This is a genomic window from Mesoplasma syrphidae (assembly GCF_002843565.1).
In the GTDB taxonomy this organism is placed as follows: Bacteria; Bacillota_I; Bacilli_A; order Mycoplasmatales; family Mycoplasmataceae; genus Tullyiplasma; species Tullyiplasma syrphidae.
Genome location: NZ_CP025257.1, coordinates 773,140 through 797,262 on the forward strand (window position 1 = coordinate 773,140; position 24,123 = coordinate 797,262).

20 protein-coding genes are annotated in these 24,123 nt (G+C 30.7%); 1 reads left to right on the forward strand and 19 read right to left on the reverse strand.

Annotation, left to right across the window (positions count from 1 at the left end; all coding sequences use genetic code 4):
- Positions 1 to 92 precede the first annotated feature (92 nt).
- Positions 93 to 947: a bifunctional 5,10-methylenetetrahydrofolate dehydrogenase/5,10-methenyltetrahydrofolate cyclohydrolase gene (locus tag CXP39_RS03345; protein WP_027048191.1), complete on the reverse strand. Its 855-nt coding sequence runs from the start codon at positions 945 to 947 to the stop codon at positions 93 to 95.
- An 8-nt stretch (positions 948 to 955) separates the two neighbouring features.
- Entirely contained in the window at positions 956 to 2,611 is a 1,656-nt protein-coding gene (locus tag CXP39_RS03350; protein ID WP_425437676.1) for a TrkH family potassium uptake protein, read from the reverse strand.
- A 180-nt stretch (positions 2,612 to 2,791) separates the two neighbouring features.
- Here CXP39_RS03350 and CXP39_RS03355 point away from each other — a divergent pair, with 180 nt between their 5' ends.
- A complete protein-coding gene (locus CXP39_RS03355) occupies positions 2,792 to 3,655 on the forward strand; it encodes a potassium channel family protein (protein ID WP_051591869.1) in 864 nt (287 codons plus the stop codon).
- A 475-nt stretch (positions 3,656 to 4,130) separates the two neighbouring features.
- On the opposite strand, the gene gatB is transcribed toward CXP39_RS03355, so the two are convergent.
- The 17 genes from gatB to tsaD all read right to left on the reverse strand — a co-directional run bounded on the left by gatB (position 4,131) and on the right by tsaD (position 24,095).
- Positions 4,131 to 5,567 carry an Asp-tRNA(Asn)/Glu-tRNA(Gln) amidotransferase subunit GatB gene (gatB, locus tag CXP39_RS03360; RefSeq protein ID WP_027048193.1) on the reverse strand — a complete coding sequence of 479 codons (1,437 nt, stop codon included), beginning with the start codon at positions 5,565 to 5,567 and terminating at the stop codon, positions 4,131 to 4,133.
- The gene (gatA, locus tag CXP39_RS03365; RefSeq protein WP_027048194.1) at positions 5,567 to 7,024 is read right to left on the reverse strand and encodes an Asp-tRNA(Asn)/Glu-tRNA(Gln) amidotransferase subunit GatA; all 1,458 of its coding nucleotides are present in this window, start codon (positions 7,022 to 7,024) and stop codon (positions 5,567 to 5,569) included. Before gatA ends, gatB begins: the two co-directional genes overlap by 1 nt.
- Positions 7,024 to 7,320 (reverse strand): Asp-tRNA(Asn)/Glu-tRNA(Gln) amidotransferase subunit GatC, encoded by a 297-nt coding sequence (locus tag CXP39_RS03370; RefSeq protein WP_027048195.1) that lies wholly within the window; start codon positions 7,318 to 7,320, stop codon positions 7,024 to 7,026. Before CXP39_RS03370 ends, gatA begins: the two co-directional genes overlap by 1 nt.
- Entirely contained in the window at positions 7,313 to 9,325 is a 2,013-nt protein-coding gene (gene ligA, locus CXP39_RS03375; RefSeq protein WP_027048196.1) for an NAD-dependent DNA ligase LigA, read from the reverse strand. Before ligA ends, CXP39_RS03370 begins: the two co-directional genes overlap by 8 nt.
- A 79-nt stretch (positions 9,326 to 9,404) precedes the next feature.
- Entirely contained in the window at positions 9,405 to 11,420 is a 2,016-nt protein-coding gene (locus CXP39_RS03380; protein WP_036256360.1) for a hypothetical protein, read from the reverse strand.
- A 39-nt stretch (positions 11,421 to 11,459) separates the two neighbouring features.
- Entirely contained in the window at positions 11,460 to 12,368 is a 909-nt protein-coding gene (locus CXP39_RS03385; protein WP_027048198.1) for an RluA family pseudouridine synthase, read from the reverse strand.
- A gap of 9 nt (positions 12,369 to 12,377) precedes the next feature.
- The gene (locus tag CXP39_RS03390; RefSeq protein WP_027048199.1) at positions 12,378 to 13,397 is read right to left on the reverse strand and encodes a CPBP family intramembrane glutamic endopeptidase; all 1,020 of its coding nucleotides are present in this window, start codon (positions 13,395 to 13,397) and stop codon (positions 12,378 to 12,380) included.
- Between the two features lie 41 nt (positions 13,398 to 13,438).
- Positions 13,439 to 14,284, reverse strand: coding sequence for a phosphoenolpyruvate-utilizing N-terminal domain-containing protein (locus tag CXP39_RS03395; protein ID WP_027048200.1), 846 nt, complete (start codon positions 14,282 to 14,284; stop codon positions 13,439 to 13,441).
- A 120-nt stretch (positions 14,285 to 14,404) separates the two neighbouring features.
- Complete coding sequence (locus CXP39_RS03400) at positions 14,405 to 14,671, reverse strand: HPr family phosphocarrier protein (protein WP_027048201.1); 267 nt, start codon at positions 14,669 to 14,671, stop codon at positions 14,405 to 14,407.
- Between the two features lie 75 nt (positions 14,672 to 14,746).
- On the reverse strand, positions 14,747 to 16,933 hold the full coding sequence (locus CXP39_RS03405) for an ATP-dependent helicase (protein ID WP_027048202.1): 2,187 nt from the start codon (positions 16,931 to 16,933) through the stop codon (positions 14,747 to 14,749).
- A complete protein-coding gene (locus tag CXP39_RS03410) occupies positions 16,920 to 17,771 on the reverse strand; it encodes an RDD family protein (RefSeq protein ID WP_027048203.1) in 852 nt (283 codons plus the stop codon). The genes CXP39_RS03405 and CXP39_RS03410 overlap by 14 nt, the downstream gene beginning before the upstream one ends.
- 10 nt (positions 17,772 to 17,781) lie before the next feature.
- Positions 17,782 to 18,744 carry a glycosyltransferase gene (locus CXP39_RS03415; protein WP_027048204.1) on the reverse strand — a complete coding sequence of 321 codons (963 nt, stop codon included), beginning with the start codon at positions 18,742 to 18,744 and terminating at the stop codon, positions 17,782 to 17,784.
- 91 nt (positions 18,745 to 18,835) lie between these two features.
- Positions 18,836 to 20,200 carry an asparagine--tRNA ligase gene (gene asnS / locus CXP39_RS03420; RefSeq protein WP_027048205.1) on the reverse strand — a complete coding sequence of 455 codons (1,365 nt, stop codon included), beginning with the start codon at positions 20,198 to 20,200 and terminating at the stop codon, positions 18,836 to 18,838.
- Between the two features lies 1 nt (position 20,201).
- A complete protein-coding gene (locus CXP39_RS03425) occupies positions 20,202 to 21,056 on the reverse strand; it encodes an HAD family hydrolase (protein ID WP_027048206.1) in 855 nt (284 codons plus the stop codon).
- Positions 21,049 to 22,179, reverse strand: coding sequence for an alpha/beta hydrolase family protein (locus tag CXP39_RS03430; RefSeq protein WP_051591870.1), 1,131 nt, complete (start codon positions 22,177 to 22,179; stop codon positions 21,049 to 21,051). The genes CXP39_RS03425 and CXP39_RS03430 overlap by 8 nt, the downstream gene beginning before the upstream one ends.
- Positions 22,180 to 22,245: 66 nt before the next feature.
- A complete protein-coding gene (locus CXP39_RS03435; protein ID WP_027048207.1) occupies positions 22,246 to 23,031 on the reverse strand; it encodes a MurR/RpiR family transcriptional regulator in 786 nt (261 codons plus the stop codon).
- Positions 23,032 to 23,150: 119 nt separating this feature from the next.
- Positions 23,151 to 24,095, reverse strand: coding sequence for a tRNA (adenosine(37)-N6)-threonylcarbamoyltransferase complex transferase subunit TsaD (gene tsaD / locus CXP39_RS03440; RefSeq protein WP_027048208.1), 945 nt, complete (start codon positions 24,093 to 24,095; stop codon positions 23,151 to 23,153).
- Positions 24,096 to 24,123 lie beyond the last annotated feature (28 nt).

Sequence of the window (24,123 nt, forward strand, 5' to 3'; positions counted from 1 at the left end):
TTCTCCTATATTTTATTTAATTAAATGATACACCTATAATCTTTTTTGTAGAACCGCTTTCTCAAAAAACTCTTGCAAAATTTTAAACACACTTATAAATTTAAATGTTTTTGATAAAGTTTAAAAGTATTTTCCATTAAGGTAATTACTGTCATCGGTCCGACTCCTCCTGGAACTGGAGTAATAGCACTTGTAATTGGAGCGACGTTTATATAATCAACGTCACCTACCAATTTGTTAGTTTTCAAATCTCGAGTAATTCCAATATCAATCACTGTTGCTTGAGGTTTTACCATATCTTTAGTAATAATAAATTGTTTACCTGTTGCTGATATCAAAATATCAGCTGCTTTAGTATGCATTTTAATGTCTTGAGTATTTTGATTACACATTGTAACTGTAGCGCCTAAGTTTAATAACATGACCGCTAATGGTTTTCCAACAATATTTGAGGTTCCTACCATCACAACATTTTTTTTATGAACAGAAATTTGATATTCAGCTAATAAGTTAATGACACCTAAAGGTGTACAAGGATAAATTGAATCATAACCCTGAAGCATTTTCCCTTGATGAATATAATGAAAGCCGTCAACATCTTTATTGGGTTCAATTGCCTGAAGATAATCTTCTTCAACAAATCGCTTTGGCAATGGCAATTGAAGCAAAATCCCATCAATATTTTTATCAAGATTGAGTTTGTCAATAGTGCCATATAACTGTTCATGACTGACATTTTTATCCAAATGAATTGTTAATGGTTCGATTCCAACTGCTTGGGCAATTTGAGTTTTATGCTTAACATAAACTTGCGAAGCTTCATCATTTCCTACAAGAATTACTGCCAATGTTGGTCGGCGATTACCAGCGCTAACTTCTCTAGAGATTAATTGTGCAAGCTGTTGACGTCTTTTTAAAGCGACTGCTTTGCCATCAAGTATTTTCATTAGTTCACCTATCCTATCGTTACATCTTCTTCAAGATACTGGTACGGACGTTTTCTTGAAGGCTTAATAAATACTAATAAAGTATTCGAAATCCCCAATTGTCCTAAAAACATTCCTATAATAATTACTATTTTTGTTAAAGTTCCAAAATGCATCATTTGATATTGAGTAAACGGATTAAGCCCAACTGTTCCAAAAGCACTGGTAATTAGCGTCATGATTTCAATAATTGAATTATTCCCATTTAGCTCTGGAGAATTTGAGGGCGAAAGAACATTTGAAGAATCACAATAAATAATAATAAGTGCTAAAACAATTAAGGCAACTGAAATGAAAAATACCGCAAATGCTCGTTTAACGGTTTTATCAGGAATTGTTTTTTTAAAAGCCGAAGTCTGACTACGATTTTTAATAATGGCTCAGTTTGCCAAAATAATAATTGCAAAAGTTGTTGTTCTAATTCCTCCAGCTGTTGAACTTGGCGCAGAGCCAATAAACATCATTACTGAAAGAATTGTTTTTGAACCAGCATTAAAGTCATTTGTGTTAATTGTTGAAAAACCTGCATTTCGAGCCGAAGTTGTATTAAAGAATATATCCATTAAAGCTACTCCCACTGGTTTAGCATTAGTGATTGCAATGTTGCTTGGTTGTCCAGTCGTTGGGTCAACATCAAATGAATAGTTGTGGAATAGCAATGACTTATCATAGTTTCCCAATTCAGCTCCTAAAACAGACAGTGGTCCGACCACAAATAAGGTTATATAAACACAAAAGTTTAATTTAGTAAATAAGCTAAAGCGTACTGTCTGACCTGAGCGACGAGCACGAATTTTACGTTTAATGTCATGGAAAGTTGGATATCCCAAGCCACCAATAACTCATTCTAGTAAGAAAATCATTTGCAATAAATAGGCATAATGATTCTCTACATTATATGGTTGTAACGATGCTTCAGAAATAATGTCAAAACCTGCATTATTAATTGCTGAAGTTGAGTGGAAAATCGCAAATCATAAACTTTTACCAAAATTGTGAAATGGTGAAACAACATTCAAGGTTGCATCATTTGGGCCATTTACTGAATTTTGAGAATTATTAGTTACGATTCCCGGTTCTGTAAAAAAGAATACAAAAAATAAAAAAATCGCTGCAATAAATTGTACAATTGTTAACCAAATAAACCCATCACGGATCATTTCAATTGTTGAAGATGTCACTGATGATCCACGTTCAGTTTGTGCGGTTACTGTATCGTTTAAAGAAATTTTTTTGTTAATTGCCAAAAATAACACAATCTTTAGTGTTAAAACCCCAAGTCCTCCAACCTCAATCATTATTAAAATCAGCAGTTGTCCTCAAAAAGTATAGTCATGTGAAGGATCAACAATATTAATTCCCGTATCACTAAATGCTGATGAGGCTGTAAAAATTCCAGTCAAAAAGTCTCAATGAAAAATATTTTTTGATTCATCTTCATAAATTGTTAAAACTCCCGGAATTGTTAGTAAAAAACCACCCAACAAAACAATTAACGTATAAATTAAAAAGATTCTTCCACTAATCTTTGATAGTGGTCATCATTGCTTAACTTTTTTGAATAAATTTCGATTAAAACTTTGACGTTTTTCAGAACCATAATCTGGACGCTTATGTTCCTTAATTGGAGCTGTTTTAGTCTCGGACTCAGATGAGTTTATTCGAAAACTATTATTTGGGGTTTTATTCACTAAACTCACCTTCATTTCATAAAATCTAATTTATATTATATCTTATACTTAGTTATTGGACTATAATTTACACTATATTATGTATAATTAAAGTGCAAAAGAGGTTTATATTTTATGGCAAAAAAGAAAAGTTTCGCGATTATTGGAGCATCAAATTTTAGTTTAGCAGTCTTAACAACTCTTGTTGATAAACGCCAATCAATTACAATGTTTGATATTGATCAAGATCGTTTGAATTTGTATTTGGCTGAATTTGATTCTGTTGATGCAATTGTTTTAGATTCAACTAACAAAATGGGTTTAGCAAAAGCGGGAGTCAACTCTTATGATGGAGTGATCGTCGGATTAGGTTCAAATATCGAAGCATCAATTATGACAGTTTTAAATTTGATTGATTTGGACTGTCATAACATTATTGCAAAAGCTCGTGATGAAAAACATAGACGAATTTTATTGGCCTTAGGTTTAAGTGAGAATCAAATTATTATTCCAGATCGTTTGGCTGGAAAAATGATTGGAACTCGTGCTGTTTTTGATATTGACATTGATATTGATTTACATTCAATTGATGATGAGTTTATTTCAACAACTTTAACTGTTGCTAATCCCGACATTATTGGTAAGACTTTGCAAGATGCAGGATTATCATCAACAAAAGACTTTAATATTATTCAAATTCGTCGTAAAGGAAAGACACTGCTTCCTGATGACTACACTGAATTAAAAGAACAAGATGATGTTGTTGTTTTTGCTAAAATTACTGTGATTAATGGCTTAGCCGAAAAAATTCAGTCTAATAAAGAAAGCGAAGAAGATGTTATTCCAACTTTATTTGATTTTGATGAACTGAATAATGGTGAAAACTCTAACGTTGATGAGAATTTATTTGACAATTTAGTGTTTGAAGAAGATGCAACTCAAGGTATGACAAATTCAGCACCAAAAACACGTCGCAATAAAACAAAGTCTAATACTTAATAAACATTGATTTTGAAAATAATTAACTCAATAATTCAAAAAACTCCCAATCTTTTTGGGAGTTTTTATTAAAATATTTAAATGGATTTTGGTAATAAATGAGCAATTTACCAAGTATTCTCAAATTCTAGTAAAGAATTCAAAAATACTCCATAACAGCTTATATGAATAAATTTATTAAGTCCTAAGCATGAACTTTACAGTAAGTAAAAATATACCGATTAGTTGAATATATTAATAGTCAAAAATATTGTGTGGGACAATAATCAACTTTCAACAAGAAAAAGAAAACTAATAAGTATTATAAAAAAATAATATTGGCAACCGCGACTTAATAAATTTAATTATTATTGCTAGTCAGAAATGAGTAAACGAACATTCGCGATTTCTTTTAGACTAAATTTTTACTTTAGTGGGCCTATCTAAAAGCTCAAATTTATTTTATTTTTTCATTACCAAAAAACAACCATAATATTTAGTTATGTTTCACCAACCCAATTATGATTTTCATTGCAACGTCTGGATTAACATTCCCTTGTGAAACCTTCATTAACTGACCCATAATTGTCTTTGTTACACGTTCAGGACGTTCATTATATTGAGCAATTAATTCGCTGTTACTTGCAATAATTGGTTTCAACATTTTTGCAATCGCTATTTCATCTGAAATCAATTTTAAATTTAAGCGATCCACAATTTGCTTTGGAGTTTCAATTGAATTATTTAAAATTAATGGCAAAATCGTTTTAGTGTGCTTAGAAGATATGATTCCTTGTTCAACTAAATTTATCATTTCAGCTAAATTAGCTGGAGTTAGTGCAATTTCATCGATGGCTTTATTTTCTCTATTTAACTCTGACTGAACATCACTAATTAAAAAATTAGCAATTTTATTAGCAGCCGTTGTTAATTTCAGTGCTTCTTCAAAAAACATTGTCATTTCCAAGCTAGATAAAATAATGTCCACATCTTCAATTGTTAATCCATATTGACTAGTGTATCTGACACGTTTTTGATCAGGCAATTCTGGTGACTTGGCGATAATATCTGCAACTCAGCTTTCATTTAATTGAATTGGAGCAATGTTTGGTTCGCGGAAATATTTATAATCCAAAGCATCAGATTTAGAGCGCATGCTAACTGTTTCTTGAGTGGTATCATCAAAGCGACGAGTTTCTTGTTCAACAATTTTATTTTTTAGCAAAATTTTTGTTTGACGCTTTACTTCAAATTCAATAGCCTTACGCATGTTTGAAATTGAATTCAAGTTTTTGACTTCAACTTTATTAGAATAAGTTGTTGCTCCAAATGGACGTAAGGAAATATTCAAATCTGTTCTTAAAGAACCCTCATTCATTTTGACATCTGATACTCCCAAAAATAGCAAAATCTCACGTAATTTTTCGACATAAGCAACAGCTTCATCAGCACTGCGCATAACTGGACGAGTGACAATTTCAATTAACCCAATCCCACTACGATTATAGTCAATGTATGTTAAATTGTCTTTATGAATTTGCTTCGCCGTGTCTTCTTCCATATGCAGTCTTTCAATATCAATAACTTTTGTTGTTTGATCTGAAAGACTAATATCTAAAGAACCGTTTTTACCAATTGGATTAAACTGCTGTGTAATTTGAAAGCCTTTTGCTAAATCTGGGTAGAAATAGTTCTTACGATCAAATTTTAATAGCGTATCAAGCTCCATGTTTAAAGCATTAACTGCTAAAATTGCTAATTCAACTCCCTTTTTATTAAGAGTTGGCATTGCTCCCGGATATCCTAAGCAAACTTCGTTAACCATTGAGTTTGGAACTGCTCCATAGCTAACTTGAGCTGCAGAAAACATTTTTGTTTGAGTTTTCAATTCAACGTGATTTTCGATTCCAATAATAATTTCAAAATTAACCATTACTCAACCACCTCATTTTTTCTCCCAATAATAGTTTCACATGTTTTAGCAGCTTGCAAAACTTTTAAATCTTCTGCAACTTGAGCAGTTAAATTAATTCCCACTGGCATTCCCTCTATTTCAATAAACGGAATTGTAATTGAAGGCAATCCTGCAAAATTGGCAACAATTAAAATATCGTCTAAATATTCTTTGATTGGACTATTATGTTGGTCAAACTCTTGAGCTGCTTCAATTAATGGGGCAGGTCCTGGAGCAGGAGGAATAATTAGAATATCTAGTTTGGCAAAAATATTTGAAATTTCTTCAACAATTAAGCGACGAACTTGTTTGGCTTTTAACAAAAACTCAATTTGATTTTGTCGACGTAAATTTAGTGCTCCAATAATGAAACGACGTTTAACAACTTCTCCAAAATTTTTAGAACGGGTTCTTGTCATAATTTCATTAAAATCTTTCCCTACTTCGCGGGCTCCAAAATTAATCCCATCCAAGTTGGCATTTGTTGAAACTGCCTCACTAAATGAAATCATCATATAGACTGGTGCTAGTGCCTCCAATAAGTCTTCACGAAAACTAATTTCTTGAACCTCATAACCTTGCTGTTTTAGTTTTTCATAAAACTGATTGTATTCTTTTTGCATATTATCATCTAAAGCTTGATGAACTTCTTTAATAAAACCAAATTTAGTAGTTGATGGTAGGTTATCAATATTTTTGAGGAAATTTTGATAATTAACATCAATCGAGGTAAAGTCTTTTTTGTCATATCCAAAACTAGCCTCTGCCAATATTGCCATATCATCAACATTGCGAGTAAAAAATCCTACAGTATCTAAACTTGGTGCATATGGTAAAACTCCATAACGAGAAATTGCTCCGTATGTTGGCTTAAATCCCACAACTGCATTATAAGATGCCGGCTTACGAATTGAATCTCCAGTATCTGTTCCGGTTGCAAAAGGGACATACCCTTTTGCCACAACATATGCAGATCCAGATGAAGAACCACCAACTAAACGCTTTGAATCACGGGGATTAAAAATTTTCCCATAGGCAGAATGTAATCCAGTTCCACCCATTCCCAATTCATCAAGCGCCGTTTTTCCGACCATCACTGTACTTACTTTATTAAGTTTTTCTATAACGGTTGCATCAAAAACTGGTCGATATTTATCCAGAATTTTTGATGATGAAGTTGTTCGAATCCCTTTTGTTGAAAAATTATCTTTTGCCAAATAAGGAACTCCGTATAACAAATTGTCATCTTCAAAATTTTGGTCCAATTTTTTGGCCATTTCCAAAGATTCAGCTTTAGCTAATGTTAAAACAGCATTTGATTCTCAATCTTTCTCTAAATTATTAAATACTTGTGTAGTTAATTCTGTTACTGATAAAGTTTTGTTTTTCAAGGCCTCATGAATCTCACTAATTGTCATTTTTTTATAATTCATCATTATTTAACCACCTTTACAATTGTAATATATTCTCCATCAGCTGAGGGAGCATTTGCCAAAACTGCTGCTTGATCAACATTATATGGTTCATCATCTTCTCTTAAGAAATCGTGATTTTTATCAAATGGATAAAATAACGGTTCTACATTGTCAGTATTAACACTTGTAACTTTCTCAAACTTAGTTTTAAGAGATTTATCAGTTGCTAAAATTACTTGAATTTCTGCTTCTGACAATTCCAGCATAATATCTTCAGCTAACTCCAAAACTGTTTTATAATTGATTTGTTTATCCATTTTTTTCTCCTTTTAATAAGTTATGAAGCATTTCTTCATTTATAACCATAACATTTAATTCCTGAGCCTTACTCAATTTTGAACCGGCATCTACTCCAGCCAACAAGTAATCAGTTTTTTTAGAAACGCTTCCTACAACTTTACCACCATTTTGCTCTACAAGCTCTTTAAAATATTCACGCGGTTCTGATAAGGTTCCTGTAATCACAAAAGTTTTTTTCACGATTGGCGAATTAAAATTAACTTGAGGGCCGTTATAAATTAAATTAACACCAACTTCTTTTAGCTTCATAATTATACTTTGATTAGCTTCAATTTTAAATCAGTCAACAATTGATTGCGCCAAAACTTCTCCAATTGATTCAATCGCATTTAAATCTTCATATTTAGCTGCAGCTAAATTGTCAATTGTCATAAAACGTTCTGACAAAATTTTTGCAGTCTTTGATCCAACATGACGAATTCCCAAACCAAATAGAGTTTTGTCTAAGGAATTCGTTTTTGATTGAATAATTGATTCAATCAAATTCTGATAGCTTTTTTGACCAAATTTTTCAAAGCTGACAATTTTCTCTTCATGATCAGCAATTTTATAAATGTCAGCAATATTTGTAATAATTTTTTCTTCATACAACTTCTCAATTGTTCGACCACCAAGACCAACAATGTCAGCAGCTGGTCTTGAAGCATAATGTTCTAACGAACGTACAATTTGAGCCGGGCATGAAAAGTTGACGCAAAATTGATCAACTTCGCCCAATGATTTTTCTAACAAATTTTCACAAGCTGGGCAAATCTTTGCTGGAACTCACTGTTTTAAAATTTCATATTCTCTATTTTTAACTACACTCAAAACTTCTGGAATTATATCTCCTGCTTTTTTGATTTTAACAATCGCCCCAACTTTTAAAGCCTTTGTTTTAATTTGCTCAGCATTATTTAAAGTTGCTGCTGAAACAGTTGTCCCTGCAATTTGAACTGGCTCTAATTTTGCATTATAGGTAATTTTTCCTGTTCTTCCAACTGTTGGAAAAATGTCCAACAATTTTGTTTCCTTAACTTCTGCTGGAAATTTATAAGCCACCGCTCATTTTGGAGTTTTAGCAGTATACCCAATTTGTTCATGCAAATTGAAGTTATTTATTTTAAATACAATTCCATCAATTTCATAATCAAGTTGAGAGCGCTTTAAAGTGTATTCTTCAATATACGCTTTAACCTCTTCTAAAGTTTTGCACAATCTTCCTTCTTTATTAGTCTTAACTCCCAAACTGTCAATTTTTGCTAAAGCTTTTGCTTGGGTATTTGTTTGGCTATCTTTATCATTCAGATAATAATATAAAAAGGCATCCAAATTTCTTTTTGCAACAATACTTGAGTCTAATTGACGTAAAGTGCCTGCTGCTGCATTTCGGGGATTGGCAAATAATTGTTCTCCTTTGAGAATTCTTTCATCATTGAGCTTTGTAAACTCTTTTTTGGATAAGAAAATTTCGCCGCGAATTTCAATTGTCGATTTATCAGTAATTGATAGTGGAATTGACTTAATTGTTTTAACATTTGTAGTAACGTTTTCTCCAACTTTGCCATCTCCACGAGTAACTGCGTTTTGCAAAATTCCCTTTTCATAATTTAAAGAAACCGATAATCCGTCAATTTTTAATTCAGCATAATATTCATTATCAACAGTTCCAGTTTCCTTAGCTACTTGTTTGTTAAACTTTTCAAATTCTTCCCAACTGAAAATATCAGCTAAAGAAAGCATCGGTTTTTTGTGAACATACTTCTCAAATTTGTCTGAAACAGTTCCTCCTACTTTTTGAGTTGGCGAATCACTAGTGACCAATTTTGGAAACTGCTGTTCAAGGTCTTTCAGTTGTTTCATTGCTAAATCATATTCAGTATCGTCTACAGATGGCATATCATGAATATAATATTCTTTTGCCCATTGATCAATTTTTGACTTCAAAGCTGCAACCTTTATTTTGGCTTCATTAATATTCATAAATTGCCTCCTCTACATTTTAATAATTATATCTTTTTTATAAATGTCTTTTGAATAAAAAAATAAAACACTTTGTGTTTTATTTAGCTTTTGAGCCTTTAATTTTATAAACTTTTGGCTTTTCCTTAAACTTATATTTTTTCATGAAATCTTCTTCATCTAATTCTTTTTCTTTCACAGAAAATCCATTAATAGCACGAAGGATAATTTCTTTTTGATCCTCAATTGCTGAAATATTGATATTTTCATTAGCCAATAATTTAACTTTTGATTCCTCTTTTTGTTTTTCAGCAATTTGCTTAATAATTGGCAAATTTAAAACAATACTAATCGCCACTTTTGGACGAATGATCAGCGGCACAATCATTGTTGTAACAAATCCAACAATAGATGAAATAACTGAGACTGAAGCAATTATTGGAAGAGTAACTTTAGTCGTTAATTCATAAAGACCGTTTTGAGTATTAAGAACTACTCCTAGTGGTACTGTTTTTCACTGTAAGAAAATAATTACAATAACTGACACAAAAATTGGAATAATTAGTGCAATAAAATTGGGAATAATGTTTCTAAGTGATGAATTATAAGTAACTCGTCTAAATGTAAATAGCCATAGATATAAATATCCAACTACCAAAAACAAGGTTTTAATTGAATAAAACAAAATAAGTACAATGTTAATTGATTGTCCACTGATATGTCCACTGACAACGGAAACTAATCCCGTTGAAAGCGCGACAACTGATATGTATACTCCAGCAATAATATTTGACGCCTTAGATACTTCAGAGTTAACTCCTTTAGCTTGAATCAAGGTCATTTGTCCTTGATATAGCAAAGTAGCAGCAACTGTTCCAGCATAAAGTAATGAAAACCATGGAGTTGTAAAAATAAATTTGAAAGCTGACAGCTGATTTGATAATGCTTCATTTGTTAAGGTTTTACCTACTTGCTCAGTTGCCAAATTAATATCTTTTAAAACCAATTCTCCATATAATCCAGTCACTAAATATGGTGACAATGAACCCATTAAAATAAAGGTCAAAGCTGCAATAACAAATGTGTACAGTTCATACTTAGAATAAGCATCTCACGATAAGCGGCCTTCTTTAATTGTTACAGCCAAGAAATATTCCCTAAATGAAGTAATTAAATTAGTCATAACCAATCTTAGATTGACTCCAATAACCATATATAATGAAAGCATAGAAGTAATTCTAAGTCCTGAAGTTCCTAAAACGACAAGCAAAATTACTATATCGGCATTAATCATAATATTTTGTCCTAAATTAGCTCAAAATAACTTGGCAGCTCTACGCTTTAGTTTAAAGTTATTCATGTCTCCATAAAACTTAAGCCAACTATAGTATCGTTTAATATATATTTTAATCATTCATCCTCTTATAAAAGGATAAGCTAGCAAAAATAAAAACGGAATTATTGGTGAAATATTTTCGGTCCTTGTGATTGAGACATTTAATAATGCAAACAAACTTCCATAAACGACAACATCGGCAAACAAGATAATGATCCGACGAACTCCATTTTTTTGGTCAGCTTGTAAAATATTTTCATAAACACCAAAAAATCCCATGGTAACAACTTGCTTAAAACCAAAGATTAAAATAATCAATGACATATGTCAAAACTGAATAAAATTAACAGTTCCATCAGTATTGGTTCCTGCTTGAATTCCTCACTCTGAAAATGGCGGAATTTTCTGCCCATTAACAATATATGGAAATATGACAACTTCTAGAGGATATAAAATTGAAATTAATCCGATAATAATAATTCCTCTTGTAACGTTATTATGATACTTTTGTTTGGCAGTTGAATATATTTCGTTAGCCGCAATATAATCATGATTAGCAATTGGCTTCATCAATAAGATTACTGTCGAAATTCCCATTGCTCCTTCAGCTGTTCCACCTAGAACTGCTAATGCTGTGGTAATTTTGATAAATCCGTTGAACTCAGTTCCATAGGCATTCAAAATTCAATAAATCATTAAAAACTGGATGACAGTATTAGTAAGTGAGATTAAAACACCCACAAGAGCACTAAAGACTCCATTTTTTGCATATGTACGCATTTTATCCCCTCCTTGTCCAATAATTTATTTTAAAGCAAACTATTCTTCTAAAAATAAGTTCAGTTCAATAATCTCTTCATTTAAATATGCCAAAGGCTCTGGCAATTTTTTAAACACTAATTTTGATGCTGATAAAAAAATCATGCGCTCACTGTTAATTTTAATTCCCTTATATCTATAATCGTTAACGATTGGATAACCATAATAAGCTAATGTCGCTCTAATTTGGTGTTTTCTACCAGTTAATAGTTGAGCTTCAATGACATTAAATTCATCCTGCTCTAAAACAACTTCAAATTTTGTTTCACAATATTTGTAACCAGGCTTCTCTTCTTCAGAGAAGATTGAAATTTGTTGATCTTGGTCATATCAGATTCACCCCTTTGCAGTAAAACTTTTTTTAAAGTGATTTGATACTTTGGCAATATAATATTTTTCAATGTCATTTTTATTTTGTACTGCTGTTAATAAAATATCTAAGGCAACTTTATTTTTAGCATACATCACTAATCCTGAAGTTAATTTATCTAAACGATGTACATGAGATACAACAAATGAATTTTCTTGCTCAGGGTCATACTCTTCATGATCATACAAATACGATTTAACCATATCGTCTAATGAGACATTAATTGGGGAATGCATTTCAATATTTGCTTCCTTATTGATAATGATGATATTTTCATCCTCATATGCAACCATCATTCCCTGTCATTCAACATACTTAAATTCATCACGAACCGCTGGTTTATTAGTATCATAAACTTCAATAATATCGTTTTCATGAATTAAATATTTTTGATCTTTGATTCGCTTTCCATTAAGTTTAACATCGCCTTTACGAAATCACTTATAAATAACTGATAATGGTGTTGTTGAATAACTTTTTTTAACAAACTTAAATAGCGTTTGCTGACTGTCATTTTTATTTACTGTAAATTTTGTCATTTTTTTCTCCTATTTGGCCACAATCAGCATTAATGCAGTAAAGTTATACCCCATATGCACTAATCAGGTGTAAGTAACATTTCCTCTTGAAATGCTAAAAGTTATTGCTAAAATAAATCCCGCAATTAAATAATTAAGTAAATTTTCTATATCGCCATTTGATACATGCATTATTCCAAAATAAAATGCACTAATGAAAATAGCAATTCCTCGATTACCCACTCCGACAAAAATTGCATGACGGCAGGCAAGTTCTTCAGCAATTGGTGCTGCCAAGACCGTAAAGATAATTAAAGTAAAAATATAAATTCCCTTAAAGGTTGAATTTGCATCTTTTAACGGTCCTGTTATTGTATTTTGATTTTCAGACTCTTCCAATCCGATTTGACTGGCAAATGCTGCATAACCAAAAATACAAATACCCACCATTATTAATATTCCAATTGCAACTGTAATTGATAGCAGCCTCCAGTTTTTTTTAAAAGTTTCTAAAACACGACTTTTTAAATCAGTTGTAGATTTGAAAGCTATTCAGATCACTACTAACTCTCCAATGATTTGAAATCAAGTAACAAGCAAGGTTCCCCAGTTATTTAATTGGCTCGTCCCTTCTTCATTAACATTAACAAATGTTGGAATAACCGAAATTATCATCATACCAATCATTGCTACAATAAAGGGAATTAATAAGAAGGTATAAAATGTCAACAAACCCGTCTTAACAAATAATTTGGTATTACGATTATATAAAACATAACCACCGATAAGGGCTGACAAGATTACGACTCCTTGATTTGCCATTGGCAACCATGCATTGACATCTTTAACCGCTGGATTCATTCCAAAAGCAAAGCGAAAAATGAATAAAGAAATAAACGGAATTAGCAAAATAGTTACTATAAAAATAATGCCATCTGTTTTTGGATTATAAATTTTAAATAAGAACCCATACTGACGATCAACATTTGTTTCTGGTAATTGAACTTTGTTTCAAAAATTCACTTTTGTACTTGAAATTGTTGAGTCCATATTTTCCTTTCTAAAAACAGCAAAGAATGCCTTTATATTCTTTAGTTTTGTTTACTTCAATTTTCACTTTTAAAATCAACAAAAGTTTTTGTTGTCATAATTATAAATTTGTCGTTGATGCTTGCCAATATCTGAACTTCTTGTGTTGGTTTTGTACGAACTACAAATCCTTTTACCTGATCATTTAAAATTAGCCCACGATCTTTAATCGATAATGTTGGTGCATAAATTGCCAACGGCCCATCATAAACTGATTCAGTTTTATAACCTCGTGTTTCCAAATCTGATAAAATCAAGTTCATTGTATACTTTATATTACTTGCTGTTTTTGTAGATTCCTCTGAGCGCATAACTTTGTAGGAATTGTAAAACTTATTGTAAATCATAAATACAGAAAACATAGCATTATAACGCTTACTATTAATGACATTTTTAATTTCATTAATTAATGTTTGATTTTCTAATACACGTAAAACTGCGATTGCCTCATCAGCGTCTTTCTCAAATTCTTTTGAAGTTTTAATTTGATTTTTAACCGCATTAATGCTCTGACTTAAATTATAAATCTCGTTAGACAAATCTGCTTCAGAAATTTTATTTTGAGGAATTGCAACTTTTTTATTTGTGCCTTCAACTAAAGTGATTTCTTCAAAAGAAATTCCCAGTTTTTCTTCAAAATTAGCTATTTCCTGCTTAACAGAAAAACTGCTGCTTTCTTGTGCCTCAGCAATACGCTTCAATATATTTTTTTTGGCTTTTTCAAGTTTGTTCAAGCTTGACGGGGAGTTGTTTTCTCCATTTGCAATTTTTTCAAGTTCTGCAACAATTTTAAAATCAACATTTGTCAAATATTGTTTTAAACGATCAAGATATGGATTTTCAAACATTATAATTTTTCCTTTCTTTCCTTTCAATATATTTATTGTTCTTATTATTTTATCATTTCTAAAAAAATAAAAACAATCTACAAAATAGATTGTTCTTTAATATGTCAATAATCGTTATAATTATCCAATTAATCCTGAATCAACCATTGCTTGTTTAACTCCAGCAATTGCAGCTTCTGCATCAGTTCCATCTGCTTCGATAGTTACTTCAACTCCATTTTTAATAGCCATTGCCATAACGTTCATAATTGATTTTAAATTACCTGATTTATCACCAGCAATAATTTTAATTTCTGATTCATATTTTGAAGCTTCTTTTGCTAATACTGAAGCTGGTCTAGCATGTAAACCAACTTTATCAGTAATGATGGCTGTAAATTGTGCCATATTATTTCCTCCTATTTTACAATAACTAAATTATATCTATATTCCGAGCTTAAAGCAATTAAATAGAAGTTTTTTCTACTTCTTTGAAAGGGCTTTATTGCCAATTGGAATAACCATAACACCATACATAGGGTTGTTAAAAGCAACTTGCAATTGAGTTCCAATTATTTTAATAACAATCCCTTCTCCAAAAATGACGTGTTCAACAAGATCACCTGAAGCATAATCATTTTCATGCTGCTCATCAAATTTTTCAGACCACAAATCTTTTTCAGTTTTTACAACCTTTGTTGATGTAATTGTCCCATTTGCATGAGCAAAAAGTCCACTCTCAAACTCATAAAGTTCTTTGTTAAGCTCAGTAATAAATTTTGACGGTGATAACTCTCCTTGGGAAATATATGATCATTCTCCGCGAATATACGAAATATATAACTTCTCTTGTGCTCTAGTCAAAGCAACGTACAATGCACGGCGCTCTTCTTCTAATTCTTCAGTTGAAAACATTGAACGTTTGCCAGGAAAAACATCACGATTTAATCCCGCAACAAATACAACTTTATTTTCTAGGCCTTTTGCAGAATGAATTGTTAGTAGTGTTACCTTATTTGGGTGAGTTTCATCATCTTCTTCACTAGCTAAAGATTCTTCTTGTAGAAATGCAATAAAACGATCTTCTTCATTATATTCAAGAGGATCAAAACTTTCATCAAAATGACTTAATTGATCATATAAAGCCTTAATGTTTTGTAATGCATCTTCATCTTCTAAAATTTCCAAGCGTTTTTCATATCCTGAAGCAGCCAACAAGTATTTAATTAATCCTGCAATTGATATATTTTTTTCATAAATTCGTCGTCCTTCAATTAGTGTCAAGCGTAAGTCTTTTAAATTTTTTGTAGCTAAATTAATAAGCGATTCATTCTCATGTGTTATTAAATCAAAAATATTCATTGCCTTGTCACGGCTAAGTTCAAAAATTCTTTGAATTGTTATATTCCCAATTTTGGGAGTAAAATTTAAAACTCGCTCTGCAGACAAGTTATCTTTAACAACAACCATTTTTAACATTGAAATAGCATCTTTAATGACTTTGCGGTCGCGAAATTTGATTCCTCCAATTAGCTGAAACGGAATTTTTGAATTATCCAAAACTTTTTCAATTTCTCGAGATCAAGCATTCATTCGGTATAAAACATAAACATCACCATACTTATAACCTTCTTTAACCAAATTCTTAATTTCGCTGGCAATAAACTTAGCCTCGGTATACATCGAAGCGCACTCCTTAACTTGAACTTTATTTCCACTACTATTGTTAGTAAAAATATCCTTTTTCTCGCGATTTTGATTATTATTAATAAAATCATTAGCAATATCTAAAATTTGCTGAGTTGAACGATAATTCTCATTCAAAACTACACTTTTGGCATCTTTATATGTTTTTTCAAAATTCAAAATAATATTGACTCTTGCTCCTCTTCATGAATAAATTGTTTGGTCCGGATCACCCACAACAGTTAAATTTGTTTTACCACGTGTCAAAAATTTGATCAAATCAAATTGAACATCATTAGTATCTTGAAACTCATCAACCATTACATAATCATATCGATCCCTTCATTTATTAACAGTCTCGGGATTTTGGTTAAATAGTTGATGAACTTTAATTTGTAGGTCATTGAAATCAACTGAATTATTTTCTAGCAGTTTTTGTTCATAAATTCTATAAACTGCTGCTAAATTTTTTTCTAGCAGAGAATAACTTTCATCCATTACTTCTTTTGGTGAAACAAAATTATTTTTTCAATTAGAGATTTGATTGACAGCTTGCTTATTTAGATCACGAATTAAAGGCTCGTCAAACAAATCTAGCTCTCTAACAATTTTTTTAATCATCTGTTTTTGATCATTCTGGTCAATAATTAGAAAGCCTTTTTGCAGTCCAACTAAGTTAAATTCTTCACGCAAAATTCTTGAACACCATGCATGAAACGTTGATATAAAAGGCTTTGATTGCAAATTACCTGTTAATAACTCTACACGCTCTTTCATTTCTCTTGCTGCCTTATTTGTGAAAGTAACTGCCAATATTTTTCAGGGAGCAATATGCTCTTCTTGAATTAGGTAAGCAATTTTAGTTGTAATTACTTTAGTTTTTCCCGAACCTGCTCCAGCAATAATTCTTAAAGGCTGTTTGGTTGTTACAACAGCTTCTAATTGCTTTAAATTTAATTCATCTAATAAGTTACTCATCGAAATTTTCCTTTCTTGTTTCTAATTGTTTTTTCTTTTCAGATTCAACCTTCAAATTTTCTAAAAGATTCTTCTTGTCAAGACTAATTGATTGATTAAATTCAGACAATTCATCAACTGCAATTTCTTTAAGAACATTTTCATCAAAATTTCCTGGTTGATCACTTAAAGCAATATGCTCTTCACTTCTTTTTAGAATCCTTGTAAACTCTTTTTTTGCTTTAGCTATTTTAGGTTTTGATTCTACAACATAAAGTCCAAATTTAATGTCAACAAAAGAGCGTTGTTGTTCTTGTAATTTAATTTCAAGGCATAAAAATAATAATCATAATGTATAAAATAAATAACTCAAATTCACAATTATTTTGGCCAAATTGAAAATGCTATTATTAATAGGCTTGTCTTCGTTATAAGGTCCCATAAGTAAAATTGCAGTAATTTGAGCAACTAGCATTACAACTCAGGGAATAAACAAGAAAAAAGCCTCACGACTAATTAAAGCCTTCATTGAAACTTTATGTTCGTAATTTACCAGTCGAATTTTAAATAAAAATTTGCCTATTGTGTTACCTTTTAACAAAAATGGTACCAGCACAAAATAAACTGCCATAATTAGCAATGATGCAAAAAGCATTCCCAAAGCCAATGCTCATTGCGCCGGTTCAATTTTGAAAACAAATGTTAAAACAAATCCGGGAGTGGATGCCAAAAATAAATCAAAAAGTCTAGCAAATAACACCTTATAGATGCTTGCTAGACGATAAGCATTTTCCTGGTTTAAAGAAATTTCATGGTCTTTGTCTTCTAATTTAACCATATCATATTGCAAATTATCAGAGTTCATGTTCTTTCCTCTATTTTCCGATTTTTCTTAGTTCAGAAGAAACAAATCCTTCAAATTCTTTAATACGCTTTGTAAAATCTGGATTACGATCTTCTAAATATACTGAGTTAGTTTTCATAAAAGATCTAATTTTATTTTCCATTTTAGTATCAGCATATTTTAGAGCTTTTTTATAAAGTTGTTTATTTCCAAATTCCTTAACCAAATTTAAAAAATCATAAGTCATTTGATAATAATATGCGTAGTTCAATTCGTCTTTTAATTCTTTATAAGCACCAATACGGCGGTAATAATTTAAAATATGCGGTCATTGATTGACTAAGTCAAAGGCAGAATATTTTAAAACTGTTGAACGATGATTACATAAAACTTTTGAAGTAAAGTAAAAAGTTCTTGCTTGCCCCAATGCTTTATACAAAAATAAGGTATCAAAACGAACGCTTCTTCTAAAATTAATTCTAAAGTCTTTTAAGTACTTAAGACGAAAAATTTTTCCATAAATCATTTGGTTAAAATGAGCAAAAACTTCTGTTGATTTAGGAAGTTCGTAAACTTTATCCATTTGCAAAGCAGTTGTCGAAGTAGCTTCAAATAAACCACTAAAGTTTAAACGATACTCCAAAATATCAATTTTAGGTTTTTTTCCTTGAGTTATTTTTTTAATTTCTTCAATAAAATTAGACTCCAAAATATCTCCTTCTTTAATAAATGAAACATATTCTCCTGAAGCTAATTGCAAACCAGTATTTCAGTTAGTTGCTGAACCCTGTCCCTTATTATTAAATGCTACTATTATTTTTTCGTTTTCTCTAAATTGATCTTTTAAAAATTCAATAGACTCTTTTTCAATTGAAGGATCATCATTAACAATTATTAACTCATAATCATCAATTGTTTGTCTTTTTAAAGAATTAATAGTTTTAAACAATTTGTTTTCTTTTCCTTGTGCAGAAATAACAAATGATAACAACATGATGATTCCTCCATTTTTCTATATCATTATTATTTTACACCAAAAATATCGGGTTTTTATAATGGTATAAAAAAATGCCAAAAGGCATTTCTTAAAATAATAAGTTTTTAGGTGTTCGGGGAAAGGGTATAACATCACGAATGTTTGATGCTCCCGTAATGTACATTAACAGTCTTTCAAAGCCTAAACCAAAGCCAGCTGATTTATAATATCCATAGTCACGAAGACTAATATATCACTCTAAGTCGTTAGGATTAATTCCAATTTCAATGCAGCGTTCTTTAATTTTATCTGTATTGTCTTCTCTTTGACTTCCACCAATTAATTCTCCAATTCCTGGAACCAGTAAATCGACTGCTGCAACCGTCTTACCATCAGAATTTTGCTTCATATAAAATGCCTTAATTTCTTTTGGATAATCAATTACGAAAGTTGGACATTTGTTGACAACTTCACAAATATAGCGCTCATGTTCTGTTCCCAAGTCTAAACCAAAGTAAATATTATTGTCTTCAAATTGATGACCATTATCGATAGCTTTTTGTAGCACTTTTAATACTTCTTCGTATTTCATTGTCTTAAACTCTGAATTAACAATTTTAGAAATTTTATCAATTAATCCAGCTTCCAAATTTGATTCCAAAAATTTTAACTCTTCAATATTTTTCTCCATTACATACGAAACTGTCGATTTAAGCATATCTTCAATCAAAATAATATTTTTAGCTAAATCATTAAATGCAACTTCAGGTTCCAACATTCAAAATTCAGAAGCATGACGATTTGTATGTGAATTTTCGGCTCTAAAAGTTGGGCCAAATGTGTAGGTATTTTTGAAAGCCTGTGCAAATGCTTCAGCATTCAATTGTCCAGAAACAGTTAAAGCCGCTTTTTTAGCAAAAAAATCATTAGCATAATCTTTGTCTTCATTAACAGTCACTACAAATTGTTCTCCTGCTCCTTCGGCATCATTGCTTGTAATAATTGGAGTTTGCACGTAAATAAAGTCTTTTTCTTGAAAAAATTTATGCAAAGCAAATGCTGCTGTTGAACGAATTCTAAAAATAGCATTAAACGTTTTTGTTCTTGCTCTCAAATGAGCAATTTCTCTTAAGAATTCTGAAGAATGTTCTTTTTTTTGCAGTGGGTAGTCCTCTATTGCCTGATCCAGCAATTCAATTTTTGTAGCTTGCATTTCAAAAGGCTGTTGTTTTCCTGGTGTCAAAACAATTGTTCCCGTTACTTCGACAATCGAGCTAACTCGAGCTTTTAAACCTTCTTCAAAACCATTAGTCGTTGTTTTATAAACAACTTGCAAATCATTAATTGTTGTTCCATCATTTAGAATCATAAATGACACTACTTTTCCTTGACGATTTGATCTTACACGGCCTAAAAAAACCAACTCCTTATGTTCTAAAGTTCCTTGACTTTTAAAAATTTGCGCTAATTCCATTTTATTTCTCCTCTTTTAAAATATGTTGAGTTATAAATTTTCCTACTCCACCGTTTTTATTTGTATCAGTTATATATTTTGCAATTTCTTTAATTGGTTCAACAGCATTTCCCATTGCTACAGAATTAGGAATTTCTGTAAACATTGAAATATCATTCATGTTGTCTCCAAAAATTATAATTTCATTCAGATTAATATTAATCATCTTTGCTAATTTTTTAATTGCATTTCCTTTGCTAGCATTGATATTAATAAATTCATATATTGGCATACTTTCAATGTTACTTTTCATTGAGTTAATATAATTAAAAAGTTGCTCACTTTTTAGTCAATAATCAAATTCTATTTCTTGTTCCTCAGGAACAAAAATCATTAGTTGAATTACATCTGTATATTCAAAATCTTTTTCATCTGATAAATCTTCAACAACGAACTTATCAATTCAGTTACGTTCAATCAGTGATTGCGCTCTTAACGGAATTCCGTTTCAATAAACATGCTGATTTTTTAAATAAAAGCCCAAAACACAAACATTCATTTCAATCATTTTTTCAAAAACCTTTTTAACGATGTCAGCATCAATTGCTGAATAATACAAAGGCTCATATTTACTGGCCTTTGATATCATTGCTCCATTGGCAACTATTACCAAATCCAAATGATCTTCAATATCAAAAAAATCAGCACGTGGTTTTGCACTATGCCATGATTGTCCAGTTGCAATTGTTACTCCAATATTTTGTTTTGCTGCGTTTAGTAAAACTTCCTGATCAACGTCATTGGCTAATTGACCATGCTCTAAGACTGTTCCATCCAAATCAGTTACTATTAATTTAATATTTGCTAATTTACTCATTTTTACCCCTACTTTTGACTAATACTTTTGTGCTTGGTTTTTCTGATCAGTATGTTGACAGCTCTTTTGCTTCATAAAAATTACTATCAAGCATCTCTTGGTCAATTCCAAAATACTTCATTGCCTTAGCAGTTGCATCATCATCTTTAACAATTTTATTTTCAAATTTTAATCAGTGATAAGTCGTTTGATAAAAATGAGTCATTAAAGAAAAGCAATGTTGTGAATAATCGTAAATTAAAATTTCATCATTTGGCGAATTTGGTTTTCGATCCATGTACATTCTAATACTGTCATATGGTGGAGTTATTAAATCATTTTTCCCATGCGAGTAAAAAATAGGAAAATTTGGCATTACATTTTTATTTTCATAATAGTCAAAAACGTTCAAATCTTCTCAATCTAATTTCGTATCCTTAATTTGCGAAGCCAAAATTTTATCAATAACTTTTTTTGTGCTTTTTTTGCGAATAAATTTGCTCAGTCAAGAACTTCTTGTGTGTGCTAATAAAGTTCTAATTGAACCATAAGAAATTTCACTAATGGCAAATTTGACTTTGTATTTTTTCATAAGTTCAGTGTCTTTAACACTTGTATAGTTTATTGTAAAAGCTCCCATACTTGCACCTGTTAAACCCAAAATTTCATATTCATGGTTTTCATAAAGTCATTTCATAGCTGCTAATAAATCTTCACGCTCTAAAATTCCCATTGTGGTATATTGTTCTTTTTCACTATCTCCATGATTACGAAAATCATACGCCAAAATATTATATCCTAATTCAATAAATGGTCTTGCTCAATAAAGACCTCAATATTTATGTCCCCCAAATCAATGGTTAGCAATAATTCATTTTTTAGAGTTGGGATTTGTAATGTATTGAACTCCTGTTAGAATAACTCCATCACTAGTTTCAAATTTAACTGGAAGTAGATTTGATGAAACATCAATTTGTAGCTGAGGACGTTTATAAAATTTGCGCATAATTTTGTTCATTTTTTTAATTTCTGGATATAAGTAAACATTACTTCGTTTTTTGAAACCTGAAAATAAAATGTTTTCTAAATCTGCATAAACGCGACTTGTAATCCGATTAACTCGGCTAAATAATTTGTTTCCCATTTAATAGTTCACCTCTACTTAATATCACTTATTTCTATTATAAAACAAATAACCCTATTTCTAAGGTTATTTGTTTTCTTTCGTATTTAAAAAATGATAAATTAATAAGTCATTGAAATAATGAAATGGGACAGATTTGGAAATAAAAACATGATTGTCTTCCATTTCAACTCCATCAACTATTAACGTATGAATTGAATCAACAGTTCTTGAAATTGCTACTGATGGCATTCTCCCTGAAATGAAAATAACTTTTCCGCCACTTTGATTAATTTTCAAGATAATTTTTTCTAAGTGCTTTGATGTTCCATACTTTGTAAAAAAAATAAATAAATCACCACTCTTAACAGATTCAACACGCTTATTAATTGTGTCTCAATCAGAATCTAGCAATGTTACTTTCAACTCTTGATCAAATAAGAAATTTTCTAAATCCATTGCAGGACCTTTTAAAACACTTTCTCAATAAGATACAAATACTCTCGGGGCATTTTGAATTAATTGCAAAGTTTCAAATAATGTTCGTTTTTCAATTAATGAGTAATTCTGCTTAATTAAATTAACATAGCCATTTACAACATTTTCATCATCTTTGGCAATTTCAATTTCTGCCGAATCAGCATCATTCGCTAATGATATCGAAAAATCACGATAACCCTTAATATTTAATTTGTTTAATAATCCGTAAATAGCACTATATCCAGTTCCCACTTCCTGAGCAAGTTGTTCGATTTTCATATTATTTGATACAATAGTTTGTAAATTATTTTTTATATACTCAACAATTTGCAGTTCTCTAGTTGTTAAGTTCTTATCATCAACAGTTGACAATTTAGCAAGAAACGATCTCATTTTTACTTATTCTCCATTCTTTGTTTCAATAATTTTATCATTTTAAATACTGTTTGATAATTTTTTCCAAAGTATTTCCAAAATTTCCAAAACAAAACTTTTGATTATTTGCCAAAGTTTTATTTAAATTTTTCGTATGCTAATTTTGCCATCATTGCTGCGTTATCTGTACAATATTCTGATTTCGGTACAAATGTATTATTAATATTATACTTTTGACCTAATTCTAAAATGACTTTTTGAATTTGAGAATTGGCACTAACCCCTCCGGCTGCAGTTAAAGTTTTCGGATTATAGTTTTGAATTGCTCTTTCCAATTTATGTTCAATTGCAGTTACTGCAGCTAGTTGAAAACTAGCAGCAAAATCAACTAAAATAATTGGTTCACTTTTTTGATTAAGATTATGAATTAAATTAATTGCAGCTGTTTTTAATCCTGAGTATGAAAAATCATAACTGATATCATCTTTTGGAACAGGCAATTGATAAGTTTGAGAATTTCCTTGCTGAGCAAGTTTATCTATAATTGGTCCACCAGGATAATCTAATCCTAAAACTCTAGCAACTTTATCATAACATTCTCCAATAGCATCATCATTAGTTGCGCCAACAATTTCGAATTGACTTGGTGAGTGTACAATTTCAATTTGTGTGTGGCCGCCGCTAACGACCATTGCCAAAACTGGATAAATAAATTCATGATCAATTGCTGCTCCAAAAATATGTCCCTCAATATGATCAAGACCAATAATTGGCTTATCCAAATATAATGCAATTGTTTCAGCAACAACTTTTCCAACAATTAGCGATCCGATTAAGCCCGGTTTTGCTGTATAAACAATATAGTCAATTTCATCTGTATTAATTTGGCTTTCTGCAATTGCCTGTTTAATTACTCAATACATATTTTGTAAATGCAATCGAGCTGCTAGTTCTGGGACCACTCCCCCAAATTCTTTATGCTGATCAATTTGTGATGAAATCACATTGGTTAAAATTTTTCCATTATCAATTATTGATAGCGAAAATTCATCACAACTAGATTCAATTGCGAGTATCTTCATGTTATTCCTCATATTTTCTATATATAAT